Origin of the sequence: Arthrobacter pityocampae, assembly GCF_002927275.1 — a bacterium.
GTDB classification, from domain to species: Bacteria; Actinomycetota; Actinomycetes; order Actinomycetales; family Micrococcaceae; genus Arthrobacter_D; species Arthrobacter_D pityocampae.
The window spans coordinates 264,902-286,897 of sequence record NZ_PRKW01000005.1 but is presented as its reverse complement, the minus strand read 5'-3'; the positions used below and the strand labels follow the sequence as shown (position 1 = coordinate 286,897).

The 21,996-nt window shown below is 70.6% G+C and carries 19 protein-coding genes and 1 riboswitch; of the genes, 12 read left to right on the top strand and 7 right to left on the bottom strand.

From position 1 onward, the window contains the following. The first annotated feature begins 147 nt into the window (after window positions 1–147). From C4K88_RS12780 to C4K88_RS12765, 4 genes are read left to right on the top strand one after another with little or no spacing between them, the layout of a single operon-like run. Complete coding sequence (locus C4K88_RS12780; RefSeq protein WP_241521915.1) at window positions 148–1,143, top strand: hypothetical protein; 996 nt, start codon at window positions 148–150, stop codon at window positions 1,141–1,143. Next, window positions 1,144–2,766 carry an efflux RND transporter periplasmic adaptor subunit gene (locus C4K88_RS12775; protein WP_241521913.1) on the top strand — a complete coding sequence of 541 codons (1,623 nt, stop codon included), beginning with the start codon at window positions 1,144–1,146 and terminating at the stop codon, window positions 2,764–2,766. It begins immediately after the preceding gene. Then, window positions 2,763–3,440 (top strand): ABC transporter ATP-binding protein, encoded by a 678-nt coding sequence (locus C4K88_RS12770; protein WP_104122006.1) that lies wholly within the window; start codon window positions 2,763–2,765, stop codon window positions 3,438–3,440. The genes C4K88_RS12775 and C4K88_RS12770 overlap by 4 nt, the downstream gene beginning before the upstream one ends. Next, a complete protein-coding gene (locus C4K88_RS12765) occupies window positions 3,437–4,765 on the top strand; it encodes an ABC transporter permease (protein ID WP_104122005.1) in 1,329 nt (442 codons plus the stop codon). Before C4K88_RS12770 ends, C4K88_RS12765 begins: the two co-directional genes overlap by 4 nt. Before the next feature lie 77 nt (window positions 4,766–4,842). Here the strand turns inward: C4K88_RS12765 and C4K88_RS12760 are convergent, their stop codons facing one another. After that, a complete protein-coding gene (locus C4K88_RS12760) occupies window positions 4,843–5,571 on the bottom strand; it encodes a response regulator (RefSeq protein ID WP_104122004.1) in 729 nt (242 codons plus the stop codon). Window positions 5,572–5,671: 100 nt separating this feature from the next. Here C4K88_RS12760 and C4K88_RS12755 point away from each other — a divergent pair, with 100 nt between their 5' ends. The 3 genes from C4K88_RS12755 to C4K88_RS12745 all read left to right on the top strand — a co-directional run bounded on the left by C4K88_RS12755 (window position 5,672) and on the right by C4K88_RS12745 (window position 8,101). Then, window positions 5,672–6,505, top strand: coding sequence for an alpha/beta fold hydrolase (locus C4K88_RS12755; RefSeq protein ID WP_104122003.1), 834 nt, complete (start codon window positions 5,672–5,674; stop codon window positions 6,503–6,505). A 112-nt stretch (window positions 6,506–6,617) separates the two neighbouring features. Beyond that, window positions 6,618–7,061: a MarR family winged helix-turn-helix transcriptional regulator gene (locus C4K88_RS12750; RefSeq protein ID WP_104122002.1), complete on the top strand. Its 444-nt coding sequence runs from the start codon at window positions 6,618–6,620 to the stop codon at window positions 7,059–7,061. 170 nt (window positions 7,062–7,231) lie between these two features. Beyond that, window positions 7,232–8,101 (top strand): alpha/beta fold hydrolase, encoded by an 870-nt coding sequence (locus tag C4K88_RS12745; RefSeq protein ID WP_104122001.1) that lies wholly within the window; start codon window positions 7,232–7,234, stop codon window positions 8,099–8,101. 3 nt (window positions 8,102–8,104) lie between these two features. Here the strand turns inward: C4K88_RS12745 and C4K88_RS12740 are convergent, their stop codons facing one another. Genes C4K88_RS12740 through gcvP form a run of 4 tightly spaced genes read right to left on the bottom strand, consistent with a single transcriptional unit; the run spans window position 8,105 to window position 14,284 of the window. Further along, on the bottom strand, window positions 8,105–8,914 hold the full coding sequence (locus C4K88_RS12740) for a methylenetetrahydrofolate reductase (protein ID WP_104122000.1): 810 nt from the start codon (window positions 8,912–8,914) through the stop codon (window positions 8,105–8,107). A gap of 6 nt (window positions 8,915–8,920) precedes the next feature. Beyond that, window positions 8,921–10,294: an L-serine ammonia-lyase gene (locus C4K88_RS12735; protein ID WP_104121999.1), complete on the bottom strand. Its 1,374-nt coding sequence runs from the start codon at window positions 10,292–10,294 to the stop codon at window positions 8,921–8,923. Then, window positions 10,291–11,424 (bottom strand): glycine cleavage system aminomethyltransferase GcvT, encoded by a 1,134-nt coding sequence (gcvT, locus tag C4K88_RS12730; RefSeq protein ID WP_104121998.1) that lies wholly within the window; start codon window positions 11,422–11,424, stop codon window positions 10,291–10,293. The genes C4K88_RS12735 and gcvT overlap by 4 nt, the downstream gene beginning before the upstream one ends. Window positions 11,425–11,431: 7 nt before the next feature. Beyond that, on the bottom strand, window positions 11,432–14,284 hold the full coding sequence (gcvP, locus tag C4K88_RS12725) for an aminomethyl-transferring glycine dehydrogenase (RefSeq protein WP_104121997.1): 2,853 nt from the start codon (window positions 14,282–14,284) through the stop codon (window positions 11,432–11,434). Between the two features lie 157 nt (window positions 14,285–14,441). Continuing rightward, window positions 14,442–14,545, bottom strand: a riboswitch (glycine riboswitch). A gap of 215 nt (window positions 14,546–14,760) precedes the next feature. On the opposite strand from gcvP, the gene C4K88_RS12720 reads away from it, so the two are divergent. From C4K88_RS12720 to C4K88_RS12710, 3 genes are all read left to right on the top strand, one after another. Then, window positions 14,761–15,804, top strand: a complete 1,044-nt coding sequence (locus C4K88_RS12720; protein WP_104121996.1) for an SGNH/GDSL hydrolase family protein — start codon at window positions 14,761–14,763, stop codon at window positions 15,802–15,804. A gap of 105 nt (window positions 15,805–15,909) precedes the next feature. Continuing rightward, window positions 15,910–16,941, top strand: coding sequence for an LLM class flavin-dependent oxidoreductase (locus C4K88_RS12715; RefSeq protein WP_104121995.1), 1,032 nt, complete (start codon window positions 15,910–15,912; stop codon window positions 16,939–16,941). A 202-nt stretch (window positions 16,942–17,143) separates the two neighbouring features. Next, entirely contained in the window at window positions 17,144–17,488 is a 345-nt protein-coding gene (locus C4K88_RS12710) for a hypothetical protein (protein ID WP_104121994.1), read from the top strand. On the opposite strand, the gene C4K88_RS12705 is transcribed toward C4K88_RS12710, so the two are convergent. Continuing rightward, complete coding sequence (locus C4K88_RS12705; RefSeq protein WP_104121993.1) at window positions 17,458–18,243, bottom strand: response regulator transcription factor; 786 nt, start codon at window positions 18,241–18,243, stop codon at window positions 17,458–17,460. The two genes, C4K88_RS12710 and C4K88_RS12705, sit on opposite strands and share 31 nt — an antisense overlap. Window positions 18,244–18,344: 101 nt before the next feature. After that, complete coding sequence (locus C4K88_RS12700; RefSeq protein ID WP_167399045.1) at window positions 18,345–20,591, bottom strand: putative bifunctional diguanylate cyclase/phosphodiesterase; 2,247 nt, start codon at window positions 20,589–20,591, stop codon at window positions 18,345–18,347. A 145-nt stretch (window positions 20,592–20,736) separates the two neighbouring features. On the opposite strand from C4K88_RS12700, the gene C4K88_RS12695 reads away from it, so the two are divergent. Both C4K88_RS12695 and C4K88_RS12690 read left to right on the top strand, forming a co-directional pair. Continuing rightward, window positions 20,737–21,522: a class I SAM-dependent methyltransferase gene (locus C4K88_RS12695; protein WP_104121991.1), complete on the top strand. Its 786-nt coding sequence runs from the start codon at window positions 20,737–20,739 to the stop codon at window positions 21,520–21,522. A gap of 70 nt (window positions 21,523–21,592) precedes the next feature. Continuing rightward, window positions 21,593–21,994 (top strand): DUF7793 family protein, encoded by a 402-nt coding sequence (locus C4K88_RS12690; RefSeq protein ID WP_104121990.1) that lies wholly within the window; start codon window positions 21,593–21,595, stop codon window positions 21,992–21,994. The last annotated feature ends 2 nt before the right edge of the window (window positions 21,995–21,996 follow it).

Sequence of the window (21,996 nt, the reverse complement as noted above, 5' to 3'; positions counted from 1 at the left end):
ACGTCGTCGCCGAGCGAAATATCGACACATCCCCGGCCGAGACGGAATTGTTACCCTTCCGGAGCAGAATTCAGCCCAAGGGCTGATGGGTTTCGAGGTGCTCGATGGTTAGCCTGCTTCCAGACCCAGAAATCAGGAAGAGGATCCGTGCGCCTTTCACCCCGCATCATTACTGCTCTCACCACCACAATGTGTGTCTCCGCCCTGTTCGTAGGATGCGCGGCACCCGCCGAGACCTCTGCTGATATTGAGGAGTCGCCCCTGTCGGAATTCTTCTCGAGTGCGTCCGGCGGTGATCTCAGCCCGGAGGAGCAGGAGAAGAAGTTCGCCGAGGACGAGCGCCAGCGGGAAGAGTTAGTGGCGCAGTGCATGACGGAGGAAGGCTTCGAATACACCCCGAACCTCCAGAGCGCCTCGATGTCGATGATGACCGACGGCGAGGAATGGGATCCCGAATCGCGCGAGTGGGTCTCCCAGTACGGGTACGGGATGATCAATTTCCCCGCACGGGACGACATGCCGACAGGCGATGAGGGCGAATACGTCGACGCGAACGCCGACTACGTCGAGAGTCTTTCCGAGTCGGAGCAAATGGCCTTCAACGAAGCGCTGCACGGTGCCCCGATGAATCCGGAGGAAATGCCGGAGGAGGGCGAGAGCATGGAATGGGACTGGACGACGGCGGGCTGCTACGGCTGGGCGGAGAACGAACGAGGCGTCGAGGATCCTTCGGCGTCCGAGGAGCACAAACCCCTCATGGACGCCATGACCGCGTTCTACGAGGACATGGGAAGCTCCCCCGAACTCGCGGACCTCGATGCGGCCTGGTCCTCCTGCATGGCCGACGCCGGTCAGCCGGGTTTTTCTGCCCAGGTGGATGCCCAGACCAGCATCAATGAAGAGATGAATGCACTGTACGAGGATGCCGGTGAGATGGGCGGCGAGACGGGGCCGGACGAGGCCGCCATGGAAGAGCTGGGCGAGAAGGAGATCGAACTGGCCCTGACCGACCTCGAGTGCCGGGAGAAGACGGACTATCAGGAGAAGCGGCAGGACGTGCAGAACGAGCAGGAGCAGCAGTTCATCGACGACCACAAGGCTGAACTCGAGGCATTCCGGGCCGATCTCGAGCAGGGAAGCTGAGTGGGACGGTTCCTGCGCCGCCGTTCGGACGGACTGTCGGACAGGCAGCCGGCGGATACCGGGGGCCTCGACTTCGTCCTCGATCGGGACGATCAGGATCGGGACGCATCATCGTCACCGTCGTCGTCGCGGTCGTCCCTGTCGGCAGGGGCCGGTGCCGTGTTCCGGCGCAATAGGACCCTGTGGATCGTGGCCGCCGCGGCCGTCCTGAGCCTGGTGGCCGGTCTGCTGCTCGGCCGTTTCCTGGTGTCGCCGGCCGACGCCGCCGCCGAGCCTCCGGCCCCGGGCATGATCACCGTCCCGGTCGAGTACGGGCGGTTGAGCAACGACGTCACGATCCGCGGTGAAGTCGCCTACGCCGATCCCGTCGAGGTGCGTGTCGACACGTCGTCCATCTCCGGGCCGGCCGTCGTCACCGGCCAGGTGCCGGACGAAGGCGCGGAACTGGAAGCATTGTCGGTGGCCCTGGAGATCGCCGGACGTCCCGTCATCGTCCTTCCCGGTGAGCTCCCGGCGTACCGGACCCTCCGGGTCGGCGTGTCCGGTCCGGATGTGGTGCAGTTCAAGACTGCTGTGCGCGCGATCGGCCTCGACGCCGGCGACCCTGCTGATCCCGTGTTCGGAGCCGATGCCGCTGCTGCCGTTGCCGCGCTCTATGCGGACGCGGGGTACGAGCCCCCGGCGCCGGAGGACGGCGGTGCGGATGCGGTGCGGGCGGCCCGGGAGTCGCTCCTGGCTGCGGAGCAGGCCCTCGTGGCCGCCCAGGGTGAACTCGCGACGACGCCGGTCGGCGCGACCCCCGTCGAGATCCTGGAGGCCGACAACGCAGTGGCCGGTGCGCGCCGCGAGCTCGCGGCCGCCCAGGACGCCGACCCGCAGGACCCGCTGCAGGTGGGCAACCTGGCGGACGCCGTCGAACTGGCGGAGCTGCGCCGCCAGCAGGTCGGCTCCGATCGTACGGACGCACCGCAGCGGGCGGCCGTCGATGCGGCATCGACGCAGCTCACCCGGGCGCAGGAGGAACTGGTGCGCGCCGAGCAGGCGGCCCTGCCGACCCTGCCGGCCGGTGAGGTGCTGTACCTGACCGAACTGCCGCGACGCGTCGATGCCGTCACCGCGCAGCGGGGCTCCATCCTCGAGGGCCCGGCGATGACCGTCTCCGGTGCCACCCTGGGTCTGTCCGGTTCCGCTGCCGAAGCCGATGCGCGGCTGTTGAAGGTCGACGACAAGGCGACCTTCGACCTCCCGGACGGTACGGCGCATGAGGCCACCATCGAGGCCCTGGCCCCGGGGGAGGGAGAATCGCAGCGGTGGACGATCGAGTTGCGGCCGGAGCCGCTCACCCCGGAGCAGATCCAGGAGCTGCAGGGATCGAACGTGCGGGTCTCGATCGCCGTCGGAACCACCGACGGCGATGTCCTCTCGGTGCCCTATGCGGCCCTGAGCGCCGGCCCGGGCGGCGAGACCCGGGTGGAGGTCGCCGAAGGCGATCCCCGGGACGGCGAACAGGCCAGTACTCGGCTCGTCGTGGTCCGCAGCGGGCTGGCCACACCCGGAGCGGTGGAGGTCACCGCGATCGACGGGGACCTCGCCGAGGGCGATCTTGTCGTGGTGGGTCAGTGAGCGTCCCCCTCGTCGAGCTGCGCGATGTCACGCGGTCCTTCCCGGGGCCGCCGGAAGTGCAGGCGCTGAAGGGCATCAACCTCACCGTGCACGACGGCGACTACGTGTCGATCGTCGGTCCCAGCGGATCGGGCAAGTCCACCATGCTCAACATCCTGGGCCTGCTGGACCGGCCGAGCGTCGGGGAATACCGCCTCGCCGGTCACCTCACGGGCTCCCTGGACGAGGACACGCGGGCGGCGGTGCGCGCCCAGCGCCTCGGCTTCGTGTTCCAGGCCTTCCATCTGATGCCCCGTCGATCGGTGCTGGAGAACGTCATGATGCCCATGCTCTACAGTGGGACGCCCCGCACGGAACGCGAGGACCGCGCGCGTGAAGCCCTCGAACGCGTGGGGCTCGGCCACCGCGTCGACTTCCTTCCCGGGACGTTGTCCGGTGGCGAACGCCAGCGCGTCGCGGTGGCCCGGGCGGTCGTCACTCGGCCCAGCCTGCTGCTGGCCGACGAACCGACGGGCAATCTGGACGGCGCCACCACCGCCGACGTGATGGAGCTGTTCGAGGAACTCGTCACCGACGGCCTCGCGCTCGTCATCATCACCCATGACCAGGCCGTCGCCCGGCGCGCACCCCACTGCGTCCGGATCGCTGATGGACGGGTGAGCACGCTCGCATGAGCCTCCGGAACACGAACCTCGACAGCCCTCCCCCTCCCGGTGAAGCACCCGGATCAGGGACCACGGTCGACGGCGCGGACCTGCTCGGTCTCGTCCGGCCGGTCCCGGCGGCGGACCGGTTCGGTTTCACCGACCTGCTCATCGAGGCGACCGCCGACCTCGGGACCCGGCCCGGCCGGCTGCTGATGACCCTCGCCGGAACCATCCTGGGCATCGGCGCCCTCGTGGCGACCATCTGCTTCGCCCAGACGACGGCCGGGCAGCTGGCCAAACGCTTCGACGCCTTCGCCGCGACGCAGGTCGTCGTCTCGCCCGCCCAGGCGCAGAACGCGGACGGGAACAGCGTGGCAACCAGCACGCTGCCATGGGACGCCGTGCAACGCATCGAACGCATCGCCGGCGTCGAACAGGCCGCCCTCATCGCGGAGGTCGAGCTCCGCGAGGGCAGCGTGACCGCGGTGCCCGTCAATGACCCCTCGGCACCCTCGAGCGCGCCGCCGCGGGTCTTCGCGACGTCCGCCGGACTCGTCGACGCGATCGAGGGCACGATCCGGTACGGCCGGATCTTCGACGACGGACACGACCAGCGGCACGACCGCGTGGCCGTGCTCGGCGACCGCCTCGCGGACCGCCTCGGCATCACCCGTGTCGACTCCCAACCGTCGGTCTTCATCGACGGCCTGCCCTACGCCGTCGTCGGTGTCTTCGGCGACGTGCAGACACGCCCCGAACTCCTCGAGAGCGTCATCATCTCCACCGGCGCGGCACGAGCCGACTTCGGCCTGGCCGCACCGGGGGACGTCCAGGCCCGCATCGTGATCGGCGCCGGCCCCCAGGTCGCCGACCAGGCCGCCCTCGCGCTCGCCCCGGACTCCCCCGACACCATCGAGGTCGCAGCACCACAGGGGCGATCGGACCTGGCGGACAACGTGCAGGCCGACATCAACCTGATCTTCGTCGTGCTCTCGGTGGTCGTCCTCCTCGCCGGGGGCGTCGGCATCGCGAACGTCACCATGCTCTCGGTGATGGAGCGGACCGGGGAGATCGGGCTGCGCCGCGCGATCGGGGCCACCCGCCGCCAGATCGCCGCACAGTTCGTCACGGAGTCCATCGTCATCGGGCTGCTCGGCGGGCTCCTCGGTGCCACCGTCGGGGTCTTCGCCGTCATCGCGATCTCGGTGGCGCAGCAGTGGACGCCCGTCGTCGACCCGCTCGTCGCCATCGGCGGGGCGCTCCTCGGGGCACTCGTAGGACTCGTCGCCGGCAGTTTCCCCGCCCGCAAGGCAACGCGCATCGAACCGGTGGTCGCTCTCCGAGGAACCTGATCCCACGGTCGTGGAGTGGACGGTGGAACATCGTCCGCGCGAACCCGCACGAGCTGAGGAGCCGGGCTCCGCCAGGGTCAGCGCCGCGCGTCACCCGGCATCATCCGGTACCCGACGCCGCGCACGGTGCGGATGAAGCGGGGGTTGCTCATGTCCTCACCCAGTTTCTTGCGCAGGTTGCGGATGTGCACCTCGACGAGGTGGTGGTCCTGGCTCCAGCCGTCCCCCCAGACGCGGTCCAGGAGCGCCTCCCGGGTCCAGACGCGCTGCGCGCCGGTGAGGAGCGTCTCGAGCAGGTCGAATTCGATGCGCGTCAGCCCGACTTCCCGGCCGGCCAGGGTCACCGTGCGGCCTTCCACGTCCATGGTGAGATCCTCGTGCCGCAGCAGGGTGTCGCCCGGCGCCTCGGGGAGCGGCGCCGGGGCGGCGCGGGGACGGCGGAACATCGCCGAAACGCGGGCCGAGAACTCTCTGGGGCTGAAGGGCTTCCCGATGAAGTCGTCCGCACCGATCTCCAGGCCGATCAGCCGGTCGATCTCGTCCTGCCGGGCCGTCACCATCACGATGTACGCGTCGCTGAACGCCCGGCACTGGCGGCAGACCTCGACGCCGTCGAGATCCGGCAGATTCAGGTCGAGGGTGATGAGGTCCGGTCCGTACTCCTTCATGGCGGCCAGGCCCTCGAGCCCGGTGGACGCTTCGATGACGCTGAACCCGTTCATGCGCAGGGTGGTCGCCAGCAAATCACGGATGTCCGGATCGTCCTCGACGATGAGCGCGGAGCGCTGCGACGTGGAATCGGACATGGGACAAGACTTCCATACAATGGCGCGCGCCGGGCCGGGGGATTGACCGTCCCCCGAACGAACCGTGAGGAAAGGTTGAGGAGGCACGTAAACTGCCGGGATGCAGCCGACCATCCTCCGAACCGTGCAGGTGGGCCGCTTCACCCTCCGCATCCGCAGCTCACCCGGACCGGAGTCCCCTGCCTCGCAGCGCAGCCCCTACGTCCTCGTGCACGGCCTCGGTATGACCCACCGCTACCTCGACCGGTTGCGGGCCGAACTGGCGGCCGACGCCGTCGTGCACGCCGTGGATCTCCCCGGGTACGGTCCTGACCCGCGGCCGCGGACGCCGCTCGGGGTCGAGGACCACGCCGCATTGATCGTCGAGGCACTGGAGGTGCTCGGGATCCGGTCCTGCATCCTGGTAGGGCATTCGATGGGCGTGCAGTTCGTCACCGAGGCAGCCCTGCAGCAGCCCGGCCTCGCGGAGCGTCTCGTCCTGATCGGGCCGGTGGTGGACCGGCTCCGCCGCAGCATCCTCCAACAGGCCGTCTCCCTGGCCCATGACACACTCCGGGAGAGCCCGTCCGCCAATCTGATCGTCGGCAGCGACTACCTGCGGACCGGAACGCGCTGGTACCTCCGCCAGGTCCGCCGCATGATGGACTACCCGCTGGAGAACGCTGTCGAGAACCTCCGGTGCCCGGTCCTGGTGATGCGGGGTGGCCGGGATCCCGTGGCGCGACAGCGGTGGTGCCAGGAGCTCGCAGCACGGGCCCGGGTCGGTGCGTTCGTGGAGATCCCGGGTCAACCGCACGTCGTCCAGCACTCGGCGGCAGGCCTGGTCGCCGCCGAGATCATCGCCTTCCGTCGGCGCCGGACGCTGACCCCCTTGCCTTTCTTGCCGGAAGCTTCGGACAGGACGACGGTAAAACTTGAAGATCGAAGTGCATAGTGGGTTGTGCAGTCGTTCCCGCCCCCTGACAGGTCGGCTGCAACGACACCACGACCGGCCGGCGCTGACCAGCATCGGCGGGCTGGTTCCTAGTCTTCGAGAGGAAGATCTCATGTCTGAACTGGAGGAGTGGTCCACAAGCCGCCTGCTCACCACCGCCGCCCGCCTCGTGGACCACGCCTGGAACGAGCGGCTGCTGGACATCGGGATCACCCATGCCGGCTACACCACCCTGGGGGTGCTGTCCCGTGTCGGCACCATGACGGGCGCCAAGCTCGCGCTCGCCGTCCATGTCCAGGCGCAGACCATCGGCAAGACCATCGAGAAGCTCGAGCGTCAGGGCTTCATCTCCCGTATCCGCGACAGCGTCGACCGCCGCAGCCAGCGCATCACGATCACCCAGTCCGGCATCGAGGCGCTAGCGAAGGCCGAGGACATCGAACGCTCTCTGATGATCGGTGAGGGGCTCGAGTCCGTCGAGCTTCGCAGGCTCCTGCACGGCATCATCGGTGAGCTCGCTCCGCAGCGGCAGAAGCCGGCCGCAACCGCCGTCTGACACGGCCCGGCTCGTCACCTGCGAGCAATACCCGGAGCGGCCGTCCCAGGGGGCGGCCGCTCCTCCCGTCTTGCCCGCCCCATGTGTTCCCCGCCCCGTGTCTCCGACTCCGCGATGAGAACGGCAGCCCCGGCACGTCTGACCTCGGAACCAGTCGTGAGGAGATCATCATGGCCGAGCAGATCGTGACGACCGCCGGGGTCGATCTGTGCTTCGAGGCGTTCGGCAACCCGGCCGACCCGACGGTCGTGCTGATCGCCGGCGGAGCCCAGTCCATGGTCTGGTGGGACGCCCGCTTCTGCGCCCTGCTGGCTGCTACCGGACGGCACGTGGTGCGCTACGACCACCGCGACACCGGCCGGTCCACCGGTTCGCCGGCAGGCAGGCCGTCCTACACCGCCCGGGAGATGAGGGACGATCCGCTGCGCATCCTCGAGGCCCTGCAGGTGGGCCCCGCCCACCTGGTAGGACTGTCGCTGGGTGGCGGCATCGCCCAGCGCCTCGCCCTGGACCACCCCGATCGGGTGCTGAGCCTGTGCCTCGCCTCGACGAGCCCTGCAGTCCCGGGCTCGCACGTCGATCTGCCCCCGCCCGTTCCCCGCCTGGCAGCAGCGCTCTCCCACCTTGATCCCGCACCCGACTGGACCGACCGGGACGCCGTCGTGACCTACCGGGTGGAGGCGGAACGTCCGTACGCGGGAAGCCTCGGCTTCGACGAGCCGCGCACCCGCCTCCTCGCTGCCCAGGAGGTGGACCGGACCCGGGAGATGGCCGCCCTCATGACGAACCACTTCCTCCTCGATGACGGACCTCCCCCGGATGCCCTCCTCGAGCAGATCACCGCTCCCACCCTGGTGCTGCACGGCACCACCGACCCGCTGTTCCCCATCGAGCACGGCCGGGCGCTGGCTGCCGGGATCCCCGGCGCGCGTCTCCTCCCGCTGCCCGGGGTCGGGCATCAGCAGCCGCCGCCGCCACTGTGGCAGATGGTCGTCGCGGAGATCAGCGGACACACCGGGCGGGCCCGCTTCCGGCCCTGACCATCACGCCCGAGGCAGTCGTGCCAGGCCCGACCGCTCGAGCCCCGCGAGGTCGTTGAAGCTGTACAGGTGGATCCCCTCGTAGCCCGCGCCGTCGAGCGCCGTCATGAGGGGCGCCGGGTCGTACGACGCCGAGGACAGCAGCTGCCGCACCACGGAGCCGGTCTCGGCCCCGCCGGCCGAGCGCCGGAGGAAGCCGACCGACCCGCCCACGCCGATCGTGCCGGCCAGACGGAGCAGGCGGCTGATACGGACCGGCCCGGGGATCCCCGCCCAGACCGGCAGCGTGACCCCGCCGTCCCGCAGCATCGGCACGAAGGCGCGCAGGATGTCCGGGGAGAAACACAGTTGGGTGACGCACCAGGACGCCAGGACCTGCTTCGCCAGCAGCGTCCGCCTGAGCTCCTGGTCCGTGCTGGCGGGGTGCCCCTCGGGGTAGACCGCGATCCCCAGGCGCAGCGCCCCGCCGGAGAGCTCCGCGAGATCCTCCATGAGCGGGCCGCTCCAGGCGTAGGGTCCGGCGGCCTCGGCTGCATCACCGCCGACCACGAAGACGTCCCGGATGCCGGCGTCCCTGCAGCGCGTGACATATCCGGCGAGCTCCGACCGGCCGGCCACGGAGCGTGCGGCCAGATGCGGGACGGCGGTGTACCCCGCCTCCGCGAGCCGCACGGCGGTGTCCACGGCCGCGCCGGGGCCGTGGTGCGGCAGGCATGTCACGGTGACGACGGCGGGGGCGGGGAGGTGCGCCCGGAGCCGGTCCTCGAGCCCGGCGCCGGGGACGACCTCGATGCGGACCGGGAGTTCAGGCACGGACGGTCAGCACTCCACGACGTTCAGGGCCAGCCCGCCGCGCGCGGTCTCCTTGTACTTGTCCATCATGTCGGCGCCGGTGTCCCGCATGGTCTTGATGGCGACGTCGAGCGAGACGTGGTGCTGCCCGTCCCCGCGCACGGCCATCCGGGCGGCGGTGATGGCCTTCATCGCCCCGACCGCGTTGCGCTCGATGCACGGGATCTGCACGAGCCCTCCCACGGGGTCGCAGGTCAGTCCGAGGTTGTGCTCGATCCCGATCTCCGCGGCGTTCTCGACCTGCTCCGGGGTGCCGCCGAGCACTTCGGCCAAGGCCCCGGCGGCCATGGCGCACGCCGAACCCACCTCGCCCTGGCAGCCGACCTCCGCGCCGGAGATCGACGCGTTCTTCTTGAACAGGGACCCGACGGCGGTCGCCGCGAGCAGGAACCGGACCACGCCGTCGTCGTCGGCTCCCGGGACGAAGTCCACGTAGTACTTCAGGACCGCCGGGATGATCCCCGCCGCCCCGTTGGTCGGTGCCGTGACCACGCGTCCGCCGGCGGCGTTCTCCTCGTTGACGGCCAGGGCGAAGAGGGTGACCCACTCCATGGTGCCGAGGCGGTCGGTCGGGTCGTCGGCCTTCTCGAGCAGCTGCCGCTGCCGATCCGCCCTGCGCCGGACACTCAGCCCGCCGGGCAGGATGCCGCCCGTCGTCGTGCCGCGCCGGATGGTGTCCTCCATGACCGCCCAGATCCCGAGCAGTCCCTCCCTGACCTCGGCCTCCGACCGCAGGGACAGTTCGTTGGCGAGGACGACGTCCGAGAAGGACGAGCCGGTCCGCCGGCAGAGGTCCAGCAACTGGTCTGCGGTGTCGAACGGGTGGGTCACCGGGACCGGCTCCACGGCCGCCGTCTCGGAGCCGATCTCGTCCTCGTCGAGCACGAACCCGCCGCCGACGGAGAAGTATTCCCGTGACAGAATCTTCTCCCCTCCAGCTGAATATGCCGAGAAGCGCATGCCATTGGTGTGGTAGTCCAGCCGCTGGCGTCGGTGCAGCAGCACATCCGTTTCCGGGTCGAAGGTGATCCGGAGCTCGCCGGCGAGATCGAGGGACCGGCCTTCACCGATGGCGGCGACGCGGGCGTCCGCCGTGGTGGGGTCCACAAGGTGTGGCTGGTCCCCCTCGAGGCCGAGGAGCACGGCCTTCACCGTGCCGTGGCCGTGGCCCGTCACGCCCAGGGAGCCGAAGAGATCCACCTGCACGCGCTGCACGCCGGCCAGAAGTCCGTCCGTGCGGAGCCGGTCGGTGAAGAGGTAGGCGGCGGTCATCGGTCCGCCGGTGTGCGAACTGGAGGGGCCGATCCCGATCTTGAAGAGGTCGAAGGCGCTGATGGTCACTGCGGCGCACCCGCGGGCTTCTCGCGCCGGTAGAACGGTGTGGGAATCACGGTGAAGGGCTCCGGGCGGCCGCGCAGGTCCACCTGCACCTCGGTGCCGACGGCGGCGTGCGCGGCGTCCACGTAGGCGAGGGCGATCGGATAGCCGAGCGTGGGGCTGGGCAGCCCGGACGTGACGGTGCCGACCGGCGCCCCGTCGACGACGACGTCGTACCCGGCGCGGGCCGAGCGGCGCCCGACGGCGCGGAGGCCGACGAGGCGGCGGGCGGGCTCGACGGCCTTGAGGGGTTCGAGCACGGCGCGGCCCACGAAGTCGTCGGCCTTCTTGATGCTGACCACGGGGCCGAGACCGGCCTCGAAAGGAGTGGTGTCGAGACCGAGTTCGTGCCCGTACAGGGGCATGCCGGCCTCCAGCCGGAGCGAATCACGGGCCGCCAGGCCGCAGGGCTGGAGCCCGTGGGCAGCACCGGCCTCCAGGGCGGCGTCCCACAGGCGCACCGCGAAGTTCGTGCCGACGTAGATCTCGAAGCCGTCCTCCCCGGTGTACCCGGTGCGGGCCAGCAGGACCGGCAGCCCCGCGAGCTCCACCTCGACGGCCGCGTAGTACTTCAGGTCCCGGATGGTGGCTGCGTCCTCGGGGCGCGCCAGATCCAGGAGGACGGCCTCGGCGGTGGGTCCCTGCACGGCGACGAGGGCCGTGGTGTCGGACTGGTCCTCGACGGCGACGTCGAAGCCCGCGGCGCGCTGCCGGAGTTCCCCGGCGACGACGTCGGCGTTGGAGGCGTTCGGCACCACGAGGAAGGAGTCCTCGGCGAGCCGGTACGTGATGAGGTCGTCGATCACCCCGCCGTCGGCGGTGCAGATCAGGGAGTACTTCGCCTTCCCGACGGGGATCACCGCGAGGTTGCTGACGAGGGCGTAGTTGAGGAAGGCGGCCGCCTGGGGGCCGCTGACGAGGACCTCGCCCATGTGGGAGAGGTCGAAGAGTCCGGCGGCCCGGCGGACCGTGTGGTGCTCCTCGAGTTCGCTGCGGTACTTCAGGGGCATCTGCCAGCCGCCGAAGTCGGTGAAGGATGCCCCGTGCGCCTCGTGCCGGGTGGACAGGGCTGTGTGCCTGCTCTGCTCGCTCATGGGGTTCCTAGTCTTCGAAGGCTTCGATGGGCGGGCAGGAGCAGACGAGGTTGCGGTCGCCGTGGGCGCCGTCGATCCTGCGCACCGGCGGGAAGTACTTGTCGTGGTGCAGCGAGCGCAGCGGGTACGCGGCGAGTTCGCGCGGGTAGGTCTGCGTCCACTCGTCGGCGACCAGGACACGCGCGGTGTGGGGTGCCTGCCGGAGCGGACTCTCCTCGATGGTGAAATCGCCGGCCGCCACGCGGTCGATCTCACCGCGGATCGCGATCATGGCGTCGATGAAGCGGTCCAGTTCGGCGAGGTCCTCGGACTCCGTCGGTTCCACCATCAGCGTCCCGGCCACGGGGAAGGACAGCGTGGGGGCGTGGAACCCGTAGTCGATGAGGCGCTTGGCGACGTCCTCGGCGGTGACGCCGGTGGCGGCCGTCAGGGGCCGGAGGTCGAGGATGCACTCGTGGGCCACGAGGCCCTGCACGCCGGTGTAGAGCACGGGGAAGTACTCGGTGAGGCGGGCCGCCACGTAGTTCGCGGCGAGCAGTGCGTGGGCGGTGGCGCTGGTGAGTCCCTCGGAGCCCATGAGCGCGATGTACGCCCAGGAGATCGGCAGGACGCCGGCGGAGCCGTACATGGAGCCGGAGACCGGCGTGCCGCCCGAGGCGTCGGATCCGCCGTCGGTGGCGATGTCGCGGTTCGCGTCGCCGGGCAGGAACGGCGCGAGGTGTGCGGCGACGGCCACGGGACCGACGCCGGGCCCGCCCCCGCCGTGCGGGATGCAGAATGTCTTGTGGAGGTTGAGGTGGGAGACGTCGCCGCCGAACTCACCCGGCTGCGCGAGCCCCACGAGCGCGTTGAGGTTGGCGCCGTCGATGTAGACCTGACCGCCGGCCTCGTGGACCTTCTCGCAGACCCAGCGCACGTCCTCCTCGAACACGCCGTGCGTGGACGGGTAGGTGATCATGATGGCGGAGAGGTTCCCGGCGTGCTGCTCGATCTTCGCGAGGAGGTCGTCGTGGTCGATGTTGCCGTTCGACGCCGTACCCACCACCACGACCTTCATGCCCGCCAGCACGGCGGATGCCGCGTTGGTGCCGTGGGCCGAGGACGGGATGAGGCAGATGGTGCGGTTCTCGTCGCCGCGCGAGCGGTGGTAGCCGCGGATGGCGAGGAGGCCGGCGAGTTCGCCCTGCGAGCCGGCGTTGGGCTGGAGGGACACCCGCGCGTACCCGGTGATCTCGGCGAGCCGCTCCTCGAGGTCCGTGATCAGTTCACGCCACCCCTCGGTCTGGCTCTCGGGGGCGAACGGGTGGATGGACGCGAACTCGGGCCAGGAGATGGACTCCATCTCGACCGTCGCATTGAGCTTCATGGTGCAGGAGCCCAGCGGGATCATGGTGCGGTCCAGGGCGAGGTCCCGGTCCGAGAGCCGGCGCAGGTAGCGCAGCATCGCGGTCTCCGAGCGGTGCAGCGAGAACACCGGGTGCGTCATGAACGCGGACGTGCGGTGCAGGTCCGCGGGAAGGCGCTCCCCCGCGGACTCGGTCGCAGTCCCGCCGAACACGGCGGCGACGGCGGCGACGTGCTCCGGCGTCGTCGTCTCGTCGCAGGAGATCCCGAGGTGGTCGGCGTCGACGCGGCGGAGGTTGTAGCCGGCGGCTTCGGCCCGGTCCGCGAACTCCGCGGCCCGGCCGGGAACCCGGACCAGGAGGGTGTCGAAGAAGGCATCGTGCACCACGGTGGCCTCGGACCCCTCGAGGGCGGCGGCGAGCGCGACGGCGTGACGGTGCGTGGTGCGAGCGATCGCCCGGAGCCCCTCGGGCCCGTGATAGACGGCGTACATGGACGCCACGATCGCCAGCAGCGCCTGCGCGGTGCAGATGTTGCTCGTGGCCTTCTCACGGCGGATGTGCTGCTCGCGGGTCTGCAGCGCGAGGCGGTACGCGGGGGCGCCGTCGGCGTCCTTCGATACACCCACGAGGCGGCCGGGCAGCATCCGCTCGAGGCCCTTGCGCACCGCCATGTACGCGGCGTGCGGACCGCCGAAGAACAGGGGCACGCCGAAGCGCTGGGCGGACCCGACGGCGATGTCGGCGCCCTGCTCGCCCGGGGCCGTGATGAGGGTCAGGGAGAGGAGGTCGGCGGCGACCGTGACGAGGGCTCCGCGCTCCTTCGCCGCGCCGATGACGGCGGCGTGGTTGCGGAGGGCCCCGGAGGCGCCGGGCTGCTGGAGGACGACGCCGTTGATGTCGCCGTCGGGCAGGCCCGCCGAGAGGTCGGCCACCTCGACGTCGAACCCGAGGGCCTCGGCGCGGCCGCGGACGACGGCGACGGTCTGCGGGAGGGCGTCGGCGTCGATCACCGTGCGGCCCTTGTTCTTCCCGGAGCGGCGCATGAGGAGGACGGCCTCGGCGACGGCGGACGCCTCGTCGAGCAGGGAGGCGTTGGCGATGTCGAGGGCCGTGAGGTCCTGGACCATGGTCTGGAAGTTGAGGAGGGCTTCGAGGCGGCCCTGGGAGATCTCGGGCTGGTAGGGCGTGTACGCCGTGTACCAGGCGGGCGACTCGAGGACGTTCCGGCGGATGACCGGCGGCGTCACGGTGTCGAAGTAGCCCTGTCCGATCATCTGCACGGCGGTCCTGTTCCGGCCGGCGATCCGGCGGAGCTGCGCCAGGACCTCGGTCTCGCTCAGGGCCGCCGGGAGGTCCAGGACACGATCCAGCCGGATGCTGGCCGGGACTGCCAGGTCCACGAGCTTGTCGAGGGTCGGGTAACCGAGGACCTCGAGCATGTGCCCGGCGTCCGAGGTGCGCGGGCCGATATGGCGGTCGGCGAAGGTCGACGCGATGTCGGGGGTGGCAGTCATGGGAACTCCGTACGTCAGATGAGGTGCGCGGGCGTGCGCGGGCCTGGTCGGGTTCCTCCCCGCTCTGTAGGGGACCTGAGAGTTTCCGCAGGACTCCATGCCTGCTTGCACCGTCGGTGAGCGCCGGACGCCGTCCGGGGCTGCTTTCCAGAGTTGCCTAGCCGCAGCGGTACTTTCGCCTGAGAGATTCCTGGGGAGGATTTGCTCCTACGGCGCCTGCCGGTGTGTGGGTCACCAGCAGAACTCTCCCGCTGCAGATCGGTGGCGTATTCAGTTGTGTCGTGCGGTATGTGAGCCGTCCCACAGCGTACCGCGCGCGCCGGACGGGAGGCAAAGGCTCCAGGGCCGGGCGGAAGCCTACCCGCCGCCCCGGCCCGGCGGAAGGGCGCCGGGTACCGCCTCGGCGCAGGGCTCCCGTACGTACCCCGCGCAGGGCTAGCGTGGCCCCACCAGTCCCTTCCGCACCAGGAGCATCAATGACGATTCCCCGCCTCCGTTCCGCCGCCGCTGCCCTGGCCCTCCTCGCCGCCGTCGTGGTTCCCGCGCAGCCCGCCGCGGCAGCGCCCGCCTCGTACGTGGCCCTGGGCGACTCGTACTCGTCGGGTACCGGCACACGGGTCTACCTGGCGGACGGGACGACCTGCCAGCGGTCCGTCCATGCCTTCCCCGCCCTCATCGCGAGCGCGAAGGGGTACGCCCTGGACTTCCGCGCCTGTTCCGGCGCCACCGTCGCCGACGTGGCGGCCGCCCAGCTGGGCGCGCTGACGCCGTCGACGTCGTTCGTGTCCGTGAGCGTCGGCGGTAACGACGCCGCGTTCGCCGCGGTCCTGACCGAGTGCGCGAAGCCTGCGTGGATGAGCAACTGCACCGCCGCGATCGACCGCGCCCAGGCCGTCATCACCGGGCAACTCCCCGGCCGGCTCGGGTCGCTGTACGGCCAGATCCGCGCCCGGGCGCCGCAGGCGTCCGTCACCGTGGCGGGCTATCCGCGGATCTTCAACGGCGAGGACTGCAATGCAGCCACCTGGTTCTCGCCCACCGAGGAGGCACGCCTGAACGCGACGGCGGACCTGCTCAACCGGACGACGGGGGCGGCGGCCACCGCCGCGGGCTTCACCTTCCGGGATCCGACGACGGCATTCACCGGGCATGCGGTGTGCGACGACGTCGAGTGGCTGAACGGCCTGGCGAGCCCCGTCTCGGACTCGTACCACCCCAACCGTTCCGGGCACGCCGTCGGCTACGTGCCCCTGATCGGCCCGGCGCTGACCGGCGCCCCGGTGGCGGTCACCACGGCCACGGTGCAGGCCGCCGAGCTGTCCGCTCCCGCACTGGCCCGGGACCAGCGCGCGCATGCCGCGCAGGATGCCCGGATCGTCCCGGAGCGTTTCGTCCTGCCCGACCTGACATCGGCAGCCGCGCAGGCTGCTGCGGCGCGGGCCGGTGTCGACCTCTCGGATGCACCGAGCATCGCCCGGGCGGATCGAGCAGCGGGGGCGCTGCAGGAGAGCCGACGCTAGTCCAGGGTGCCCACTAGATACGTTTGCATGGAATAACGCGGGGGGCTGGTCCGTTCCACCAGCAGGCCCAGGGCGGGCCGGCACACCGAGCACGGGAGCATCATCATGGCACGCCAACTGGAACTCGGACTCGACACCTTCGGGGATGTCACCCGTGGTGAGGACGGCACCCCCGTCCCGTACCCGCAGGTCATCCGCAACGTGATCGCCGAGGCCGTCCTCGCCGACCAGGTGGGAGTCGACTTCATCGGCCTCGGCGAGCACCACCGCGACGACTTCGCGATCTCCGCGCCCGAGACCGTCCTCGCGGCCATCGCCGGGCAGACGGCGCGCATCCGTCTCGGGTCGGCCGTGACCGTGCTCAGCTCCGACGACCCCGTGCGCGTCTACCAGCGCTTCGCCACCCTCGACGCCGCCTCGAACGGCCGCGCCGAGATCATCCTCGGGCGCGGTTCCTTCACGGAGTCCTTCCCGCTCTTCGGCTACGAGCTCTCCGACTACGAGCGGTTGTTCGAGGAGAAGCTGGACCTGTTCTCGAAGCTCATCGAGGAGGGTCCCGTCACCTGGTCCGGCAGCACCCGCCCCGGCCTGACGAACCACGAGGTGTACCCGAAGACCGGGAACGGGCGCCTGAAGACGTGGATCGGCGTCGGCGGCAGCCCCGAATCCGTGGTGCGGGCAGCCCGCTACGGGATGCCGCTGATGCTCGCGATCATCGGCGGCGACCCTGCGCGGTTCGCGCCCTACGTGGACCTGTACCACCGGGCCCTGGCCCAGTTCGGCCGGCCCACGCTGCCCATCGGCGTCCACTCGCCCGGGTACATCGCCGACTCCGACGAACAGGCCCGCGAGGAACTGTGGCCCGACAACCGGATCATGCGCGACCGCATCGGCCGGGAACGCGGCTGGGGCCCGACGACGCGCGAGGAGTTCGAGCACGAGGCGGATTCCGGCTCCCTGTACGTGGGATCACCGGAGACCGTCGCGCGGAAGATCGCCGCGACCGCACAGGCACTCGGGATCGACCGCTTCGACCTGAAGTACAGCGCCGGACCGCTGCCCCACGCCAAGCTCCTGCACAGCATCGAGCTCTACGGCACCAAGGTCATCCCGATGGTCCGCGAGCTGCTCGCGTAGGCGCACCCGGCTCGAGCCGACCTTCGCCCTTTCTTCGGTTTTCTTTCGCAGTTCCGGCACGGCGTCTTTGAGGCCCGGGGGCCAGAGTGGAGTGCAGGAGCAGAGTTCTCCTCGATCTGCCCGCTGGTTCCGGTCCGTCCACCGGAACCGGTGGGCGGCCTCGACCGTCAGCCGCTCCCGCCCAGCAACCGACAGGATCGCCGTGTCACAGCTACCCGCGCTCGACCGGCGGACCCTCGAGCATCTCGGGGAGGAACTCTCCGATCCGGCGGGTGCCCTGGAGTTCGCGCAGATCTTCGTTCGGCTGCTCCCGCAGCGGATCGACGCCGTGGAGGCGGCCTTCGCCGCGGGGTCCGCGGACGCCGTCGTCGTCGCCCTGCTCAGCCTCCACGTGAGTGCGTCCATGGTGGGCGCGTGCCGGCTCGCGGAGGAATCGTCCGGGGCGCTGGCATTCATCGGTGCGCCCTCCGAGCACGGGCCCGCGATCGCACGGCTGCGCAGCCTCGCACTGGACTGTCAGTCGGCGCTGGGCGGCATCATCCTGTAACCGACGCCGCGCACCGTCCTGATGAACCGGGGTGCCTTCGTGTCCTCGCCCAGCTTCTTCCGCAGGTTCCGGATGTGCACTTCGACGAGGTGCTGGTCGTTGACCCACCCGTCGCCCCAGATGCGGGCGAGCAGGGTCTCGCGCGGCCAGACGCGGCGGGGTCCGGAGACCAGCGTGGCCAGCAGGTCGAATTCGATCCGCGTGAGCGGCAGTTCGACGCCGTCGAGCATCGCGATACGGCCCTCGGTGTCGATGCTGAGGGATCCATGGGTCAGCATCCCCGCCACCGGTTCCGGCGCGGCCGGGGCCGCCGCCACGGGCTGCGGCCCGGCCGCCTCCGTGCCCGGCCGGGGCTGGGAGTCGTCCCGCACGGTGCTCCGCGGGCGGCGGAACATCGCGTTCACCCGCGCCCCGACCTCGCGGGGGCTGAACGGTTTCACCACGAAGTCGTCCGCCCCGATCTCCAGTCCGATGAGGCGGTCGATCTCGTCCTGCCGCGCCGTGATCATGATGACGTAGGCGTCCGTCAGGGGGCGGATCTGGCGGCACACCTCGACGCCGTCGATGTCCGGGAGGTTCAGGTCGAGCGTCACCAGGTCGGGTCGGCGGTCGCGGACGAGCGCGACACCCTGGCGCCCGTTCTCGGCTTCGACCGTCGTGAAGCCGTTCATGCCGAGCGTCATGACCAGCAACTGCCGCACATCGGCGTCGTCTTCGATGATGAGCGCGACACGCGCGTCGGGATCAGGTGTCATGGCTAACACCCTGCCAGATGTTGCTCCCGCGACCGAGTGCATCGCGGTGCGTCCTGCGTGTTGTGGGTCGGGGCGTCCACCCGCGCCCGCAGGCTCCCCCGTCAACAGCCTGCCGCCACGCCGCGGGCCGCCAGCCAGGGTCCGACCTCGGACGCGGGGAGCGGCATGGCGAGGTGGAAACCCTGCCCGAAATCGCATCCACGGGTCAGCAGTTCCTCGCGGGTCTGCTCGCCGTTGACGCCCTCGGCGACCACCCGGAGGCCCAGGCTGTGCGCCAGGTCGATGATCGAGCCGACGAGCGCCCCGGCCCGCGGGTCGCCCTCCATCGCCGTGACGAAGGAGCGGTCGAGCTTCAGTTCGTCGACGGGAAGGTCCCGCAGGTAGGCCAGCGAGCTGTATCCGGTGCCGAAGTCGTCGATCGAGATCTGCACGCCGGCGGCCCGCAGGCGGGCGAGAATCCCGGCAGTCCCCGTCGGCGTGGACATCAGGACGTCCTCGGTGATCTCGAGCATGAGGCAGGACGCCGGCACGTCGTGCCGCTCGAGCAGGCCCGCGATGTCGTGCGGGAGGCACGGCAGGATGCACGACCCGGACATGTTCACCGCCACGATGACGTCCAGGCCCTCCGCTCGCCAGCGAGAGACCCGCCGGACCGCCCGCCGGAGGACGAGCGCGGACAGCTGCGGCATCAGGCCCGCCTCCTCGGCGAGCGGGAGGAACGCGCTCGGCGGCAGTTGCCCGCGCGTGGGGTGGTTCCAGCGGACGAGGGCCTCCACCCCGATGACCTCGTGGTCGGCCAGGCGGACCTTCGGCTGGTAGTGCAGCTCGAACTGGTCCTCGGCGAGCGCCGCGCGGATCTCCTGGACGGTCCTCAGCCGCAGCTCGCCGTCGTCGTCGTCCGTCGTGTCGTACACGTGGAAGCCGGTGCGCTGCGCCTTCGCGCGGAACATGGCGATATCGGCCTTGCGCATGAGCAGGCTGAGGTCGGTGCCGTCCCGCGGCGTCAGGGCGATCCCGATGCTGGCGCTGACCTGCAGGGAGGACGTGCCGAGCTCCACCGGGCCGGCGAGTTCGGCTCCCAGCCGCCGCGCCGCGGCGACGGCGCCGTCCTCCGTCACGCCGCTGACGAACACGGCGAACTCGTCACCGCCGAGGCGCGCGAGGAGGTCGCCCGGGCGCACCTGCCGCCGGAAGCGCCGGCCGACCTGCACGAGGAGTGCGTCCCCGACGTCGTGCCCGAGTGCGTCGTTCACATGTTTGAAGCGGTCGAGATCGACGATGAACAGCGCGCCGGTACCACCCTCGGCCAGCCGGTCGGGGACGTCGGTCAGCAGCGCGCGGCGGTTCGGCAGTCCGGTGAGCTCATCGGTCCGCGCCAGGGACACGAGCATCCGGTTCCGGAACGCGAGGGGTACCGACGCCAGACCCAGTGAGGTGGCAGCGAAGACCACCGCGAGCAGCGGGATGTCCAGCCGGGAGCCGATGACGAGCACCGCGAGTGCGGACGCCGTGGACACCAGGGGCGCAGCGAGCTCCGGCACACCCCGGCTCCTGCGACCCTGCCCGGTCCCGGCCGCGCCGTCGACCCACGCCGCCACGGCCACCACACCGGCCACCCAGCCGGCGTCGATGATGGATCCGGAACTGTAGTCCTCGATGCCGAGCGCGTAGGCGACGTCGGAGGCGGAGAAGAGGATCATCCCGGCGATCAGGACCGGCCAGCGGGGCCCCATGTCGAGGCCCTTCGAGGCCAGGACCCCGCCGACGGCGGTCACCACCAGGAGGTCCAGGAGCGGGTAGGCGACGGTGACGGCCACCTCGACGAAGGTGCCGCCGGCGGTGCCCGTCTGCAGGATCGGCGCCAGCATCAGCGCCATGAGCGAGGCGGCTGCGAGCGCGCCGACGAGGCTGTCCAGGAGGACGGGCCACATCAGGCCGCGTAGCTTCCGCACCAGCACGATCGCGAGGGACCCGAGCATCAGGGGGTAGAACGCCAGGTAGGGGATGTCCGCCAGCGAGGTGAACCCGAGCGAATCGGCGCCGTCGAGCGATGCGGCGTAGTACGCATCACCCGTCGTGTAGGCGATGACGGCACCGGTCCCCAGCAGGATCTGCGGGTCGGAGAACCGGGTGCGCACCGCGGCACCGATGCACAGGGCCACGGCGGCGAGCTCCGTGAGGATGCACAGCCATCCGTCGGAGAAGGGTTCGAACCTGTCCGGATCCCCCAGGAGCAGACCCGCGGTGTAGACGACGAGCAGGATCACCATCCCGGCGGTCAGGACCCGCGTGGCGTCCCACCGACCGCCACGGCGCGTGTCGACGGCGAGAGGCGTGTCGCGCCGCATGCAGTCCCCATCCTCTGTACCGGCCGTGACGGTCATGGCCACGGCCAGCCTAGGCGGGCCGATCCGCGCGGCCGTCCGATCGGGCGCGTCCTGTGGAAATCCTTGGCTGACCCTGTAGCGCAGGGAGCGTCTGTACCCTCGACCTATGCTGCGCATCGTCCGTCAACTCCTCATGGTCCCCGAGGTCGCACGCCTCGCCCGGCACACCCCCCGCGACCCTGCGGCGGCGTGGGAGGGCTACTGGAGCGACGTCCGGGCGACCGGCACGCGGGGCGAGGTGCTCTGGGACGCGGACATCGGCCCCGAGGCGGAGCAGTACACGCCGGCGATGGATTCATCCATGGACTTCTCCCTGCCGGTCCTCGACGTCGGGTGCGGCAACGGGCAGTGGACGCGCTGGCTCGCGCTCCGGTTCCCAGCCGCCGTCGGCGTGGACGTCGCCGAGAGCGCGGTGCGGCGTGCCCGCCAGGAGACCGACGCCGGGCAGGCCGTCTCCTTCCGCGCACTCGACCTCACCGAGTCCCGTGCAGGAGACATGCTGTATGAGGAATACGGGGAGATGAACGTCTTCGTCCGCGGCGTCTTCCACGTCCTGCGACCCCCGCAGCGCCGGCAGCTCGCGCAGAGCCTCCACACCGTGACCGGGCGGCGCGGGCGCGTCCTGCTCACGGAGACCAACTACCGGGGCACTCCGCTGAGCTACATGCAGAGCCTCGGCGCGACCCCGGGCAGCATTCCACACCCACTCCGCAAGGCCATCGGCGGCATACCCGTCCCCGGGCAGTTCGGGGCGAGGGAACGCCGCGCGGCGTTCCCCGAGGCGCAGTGGCAGCTGCTGGCCGACGGGCCGGTCACCATCGAGGCCGTCCCCATGAGCGGCGACAGGACCACGGCCATCCCCGGATACTTCGCTACGATGGGAACTCGCTGATCCTCGGTCTCAGGGGTGGACCCAGGGCCGGCCGGCCCGGAGGCATCAGTGACCTGCAGAGGAGGTCTCCATGCCCGCTCAACGCATCGACGGCGACAAGGCCGGACTGGAACTCCTGCCGAACGGCATCCTTCACCTGGCCTGGGATCGGGACTGCACCATCACCGCCACCGATGCCGAGGCGGCCATGCTGGCGGTCAACACGCTCGCCGAGGCGGAGGGCCACCCGATGCTGGTGGACATGGAGACCACGAGAACCGTGACGCGCGATGCGCGGGCGGTCTTCGCCACCCCGTGCGCGGCATCGCGGATCGCGCTCCTGGGCTCCTCGCCCGTCGACAGGATGATCGCGAACTTCTTCCTCGGGGTGAACTCCCCACCCTGCCCCACCCGGTTCTTCACCTCGCGCCACCAGGCGGTGGCCTGGCTGCAGAGCGGGGCCGACGAACACGAGCACCCCGCGAGCGCCTGAGC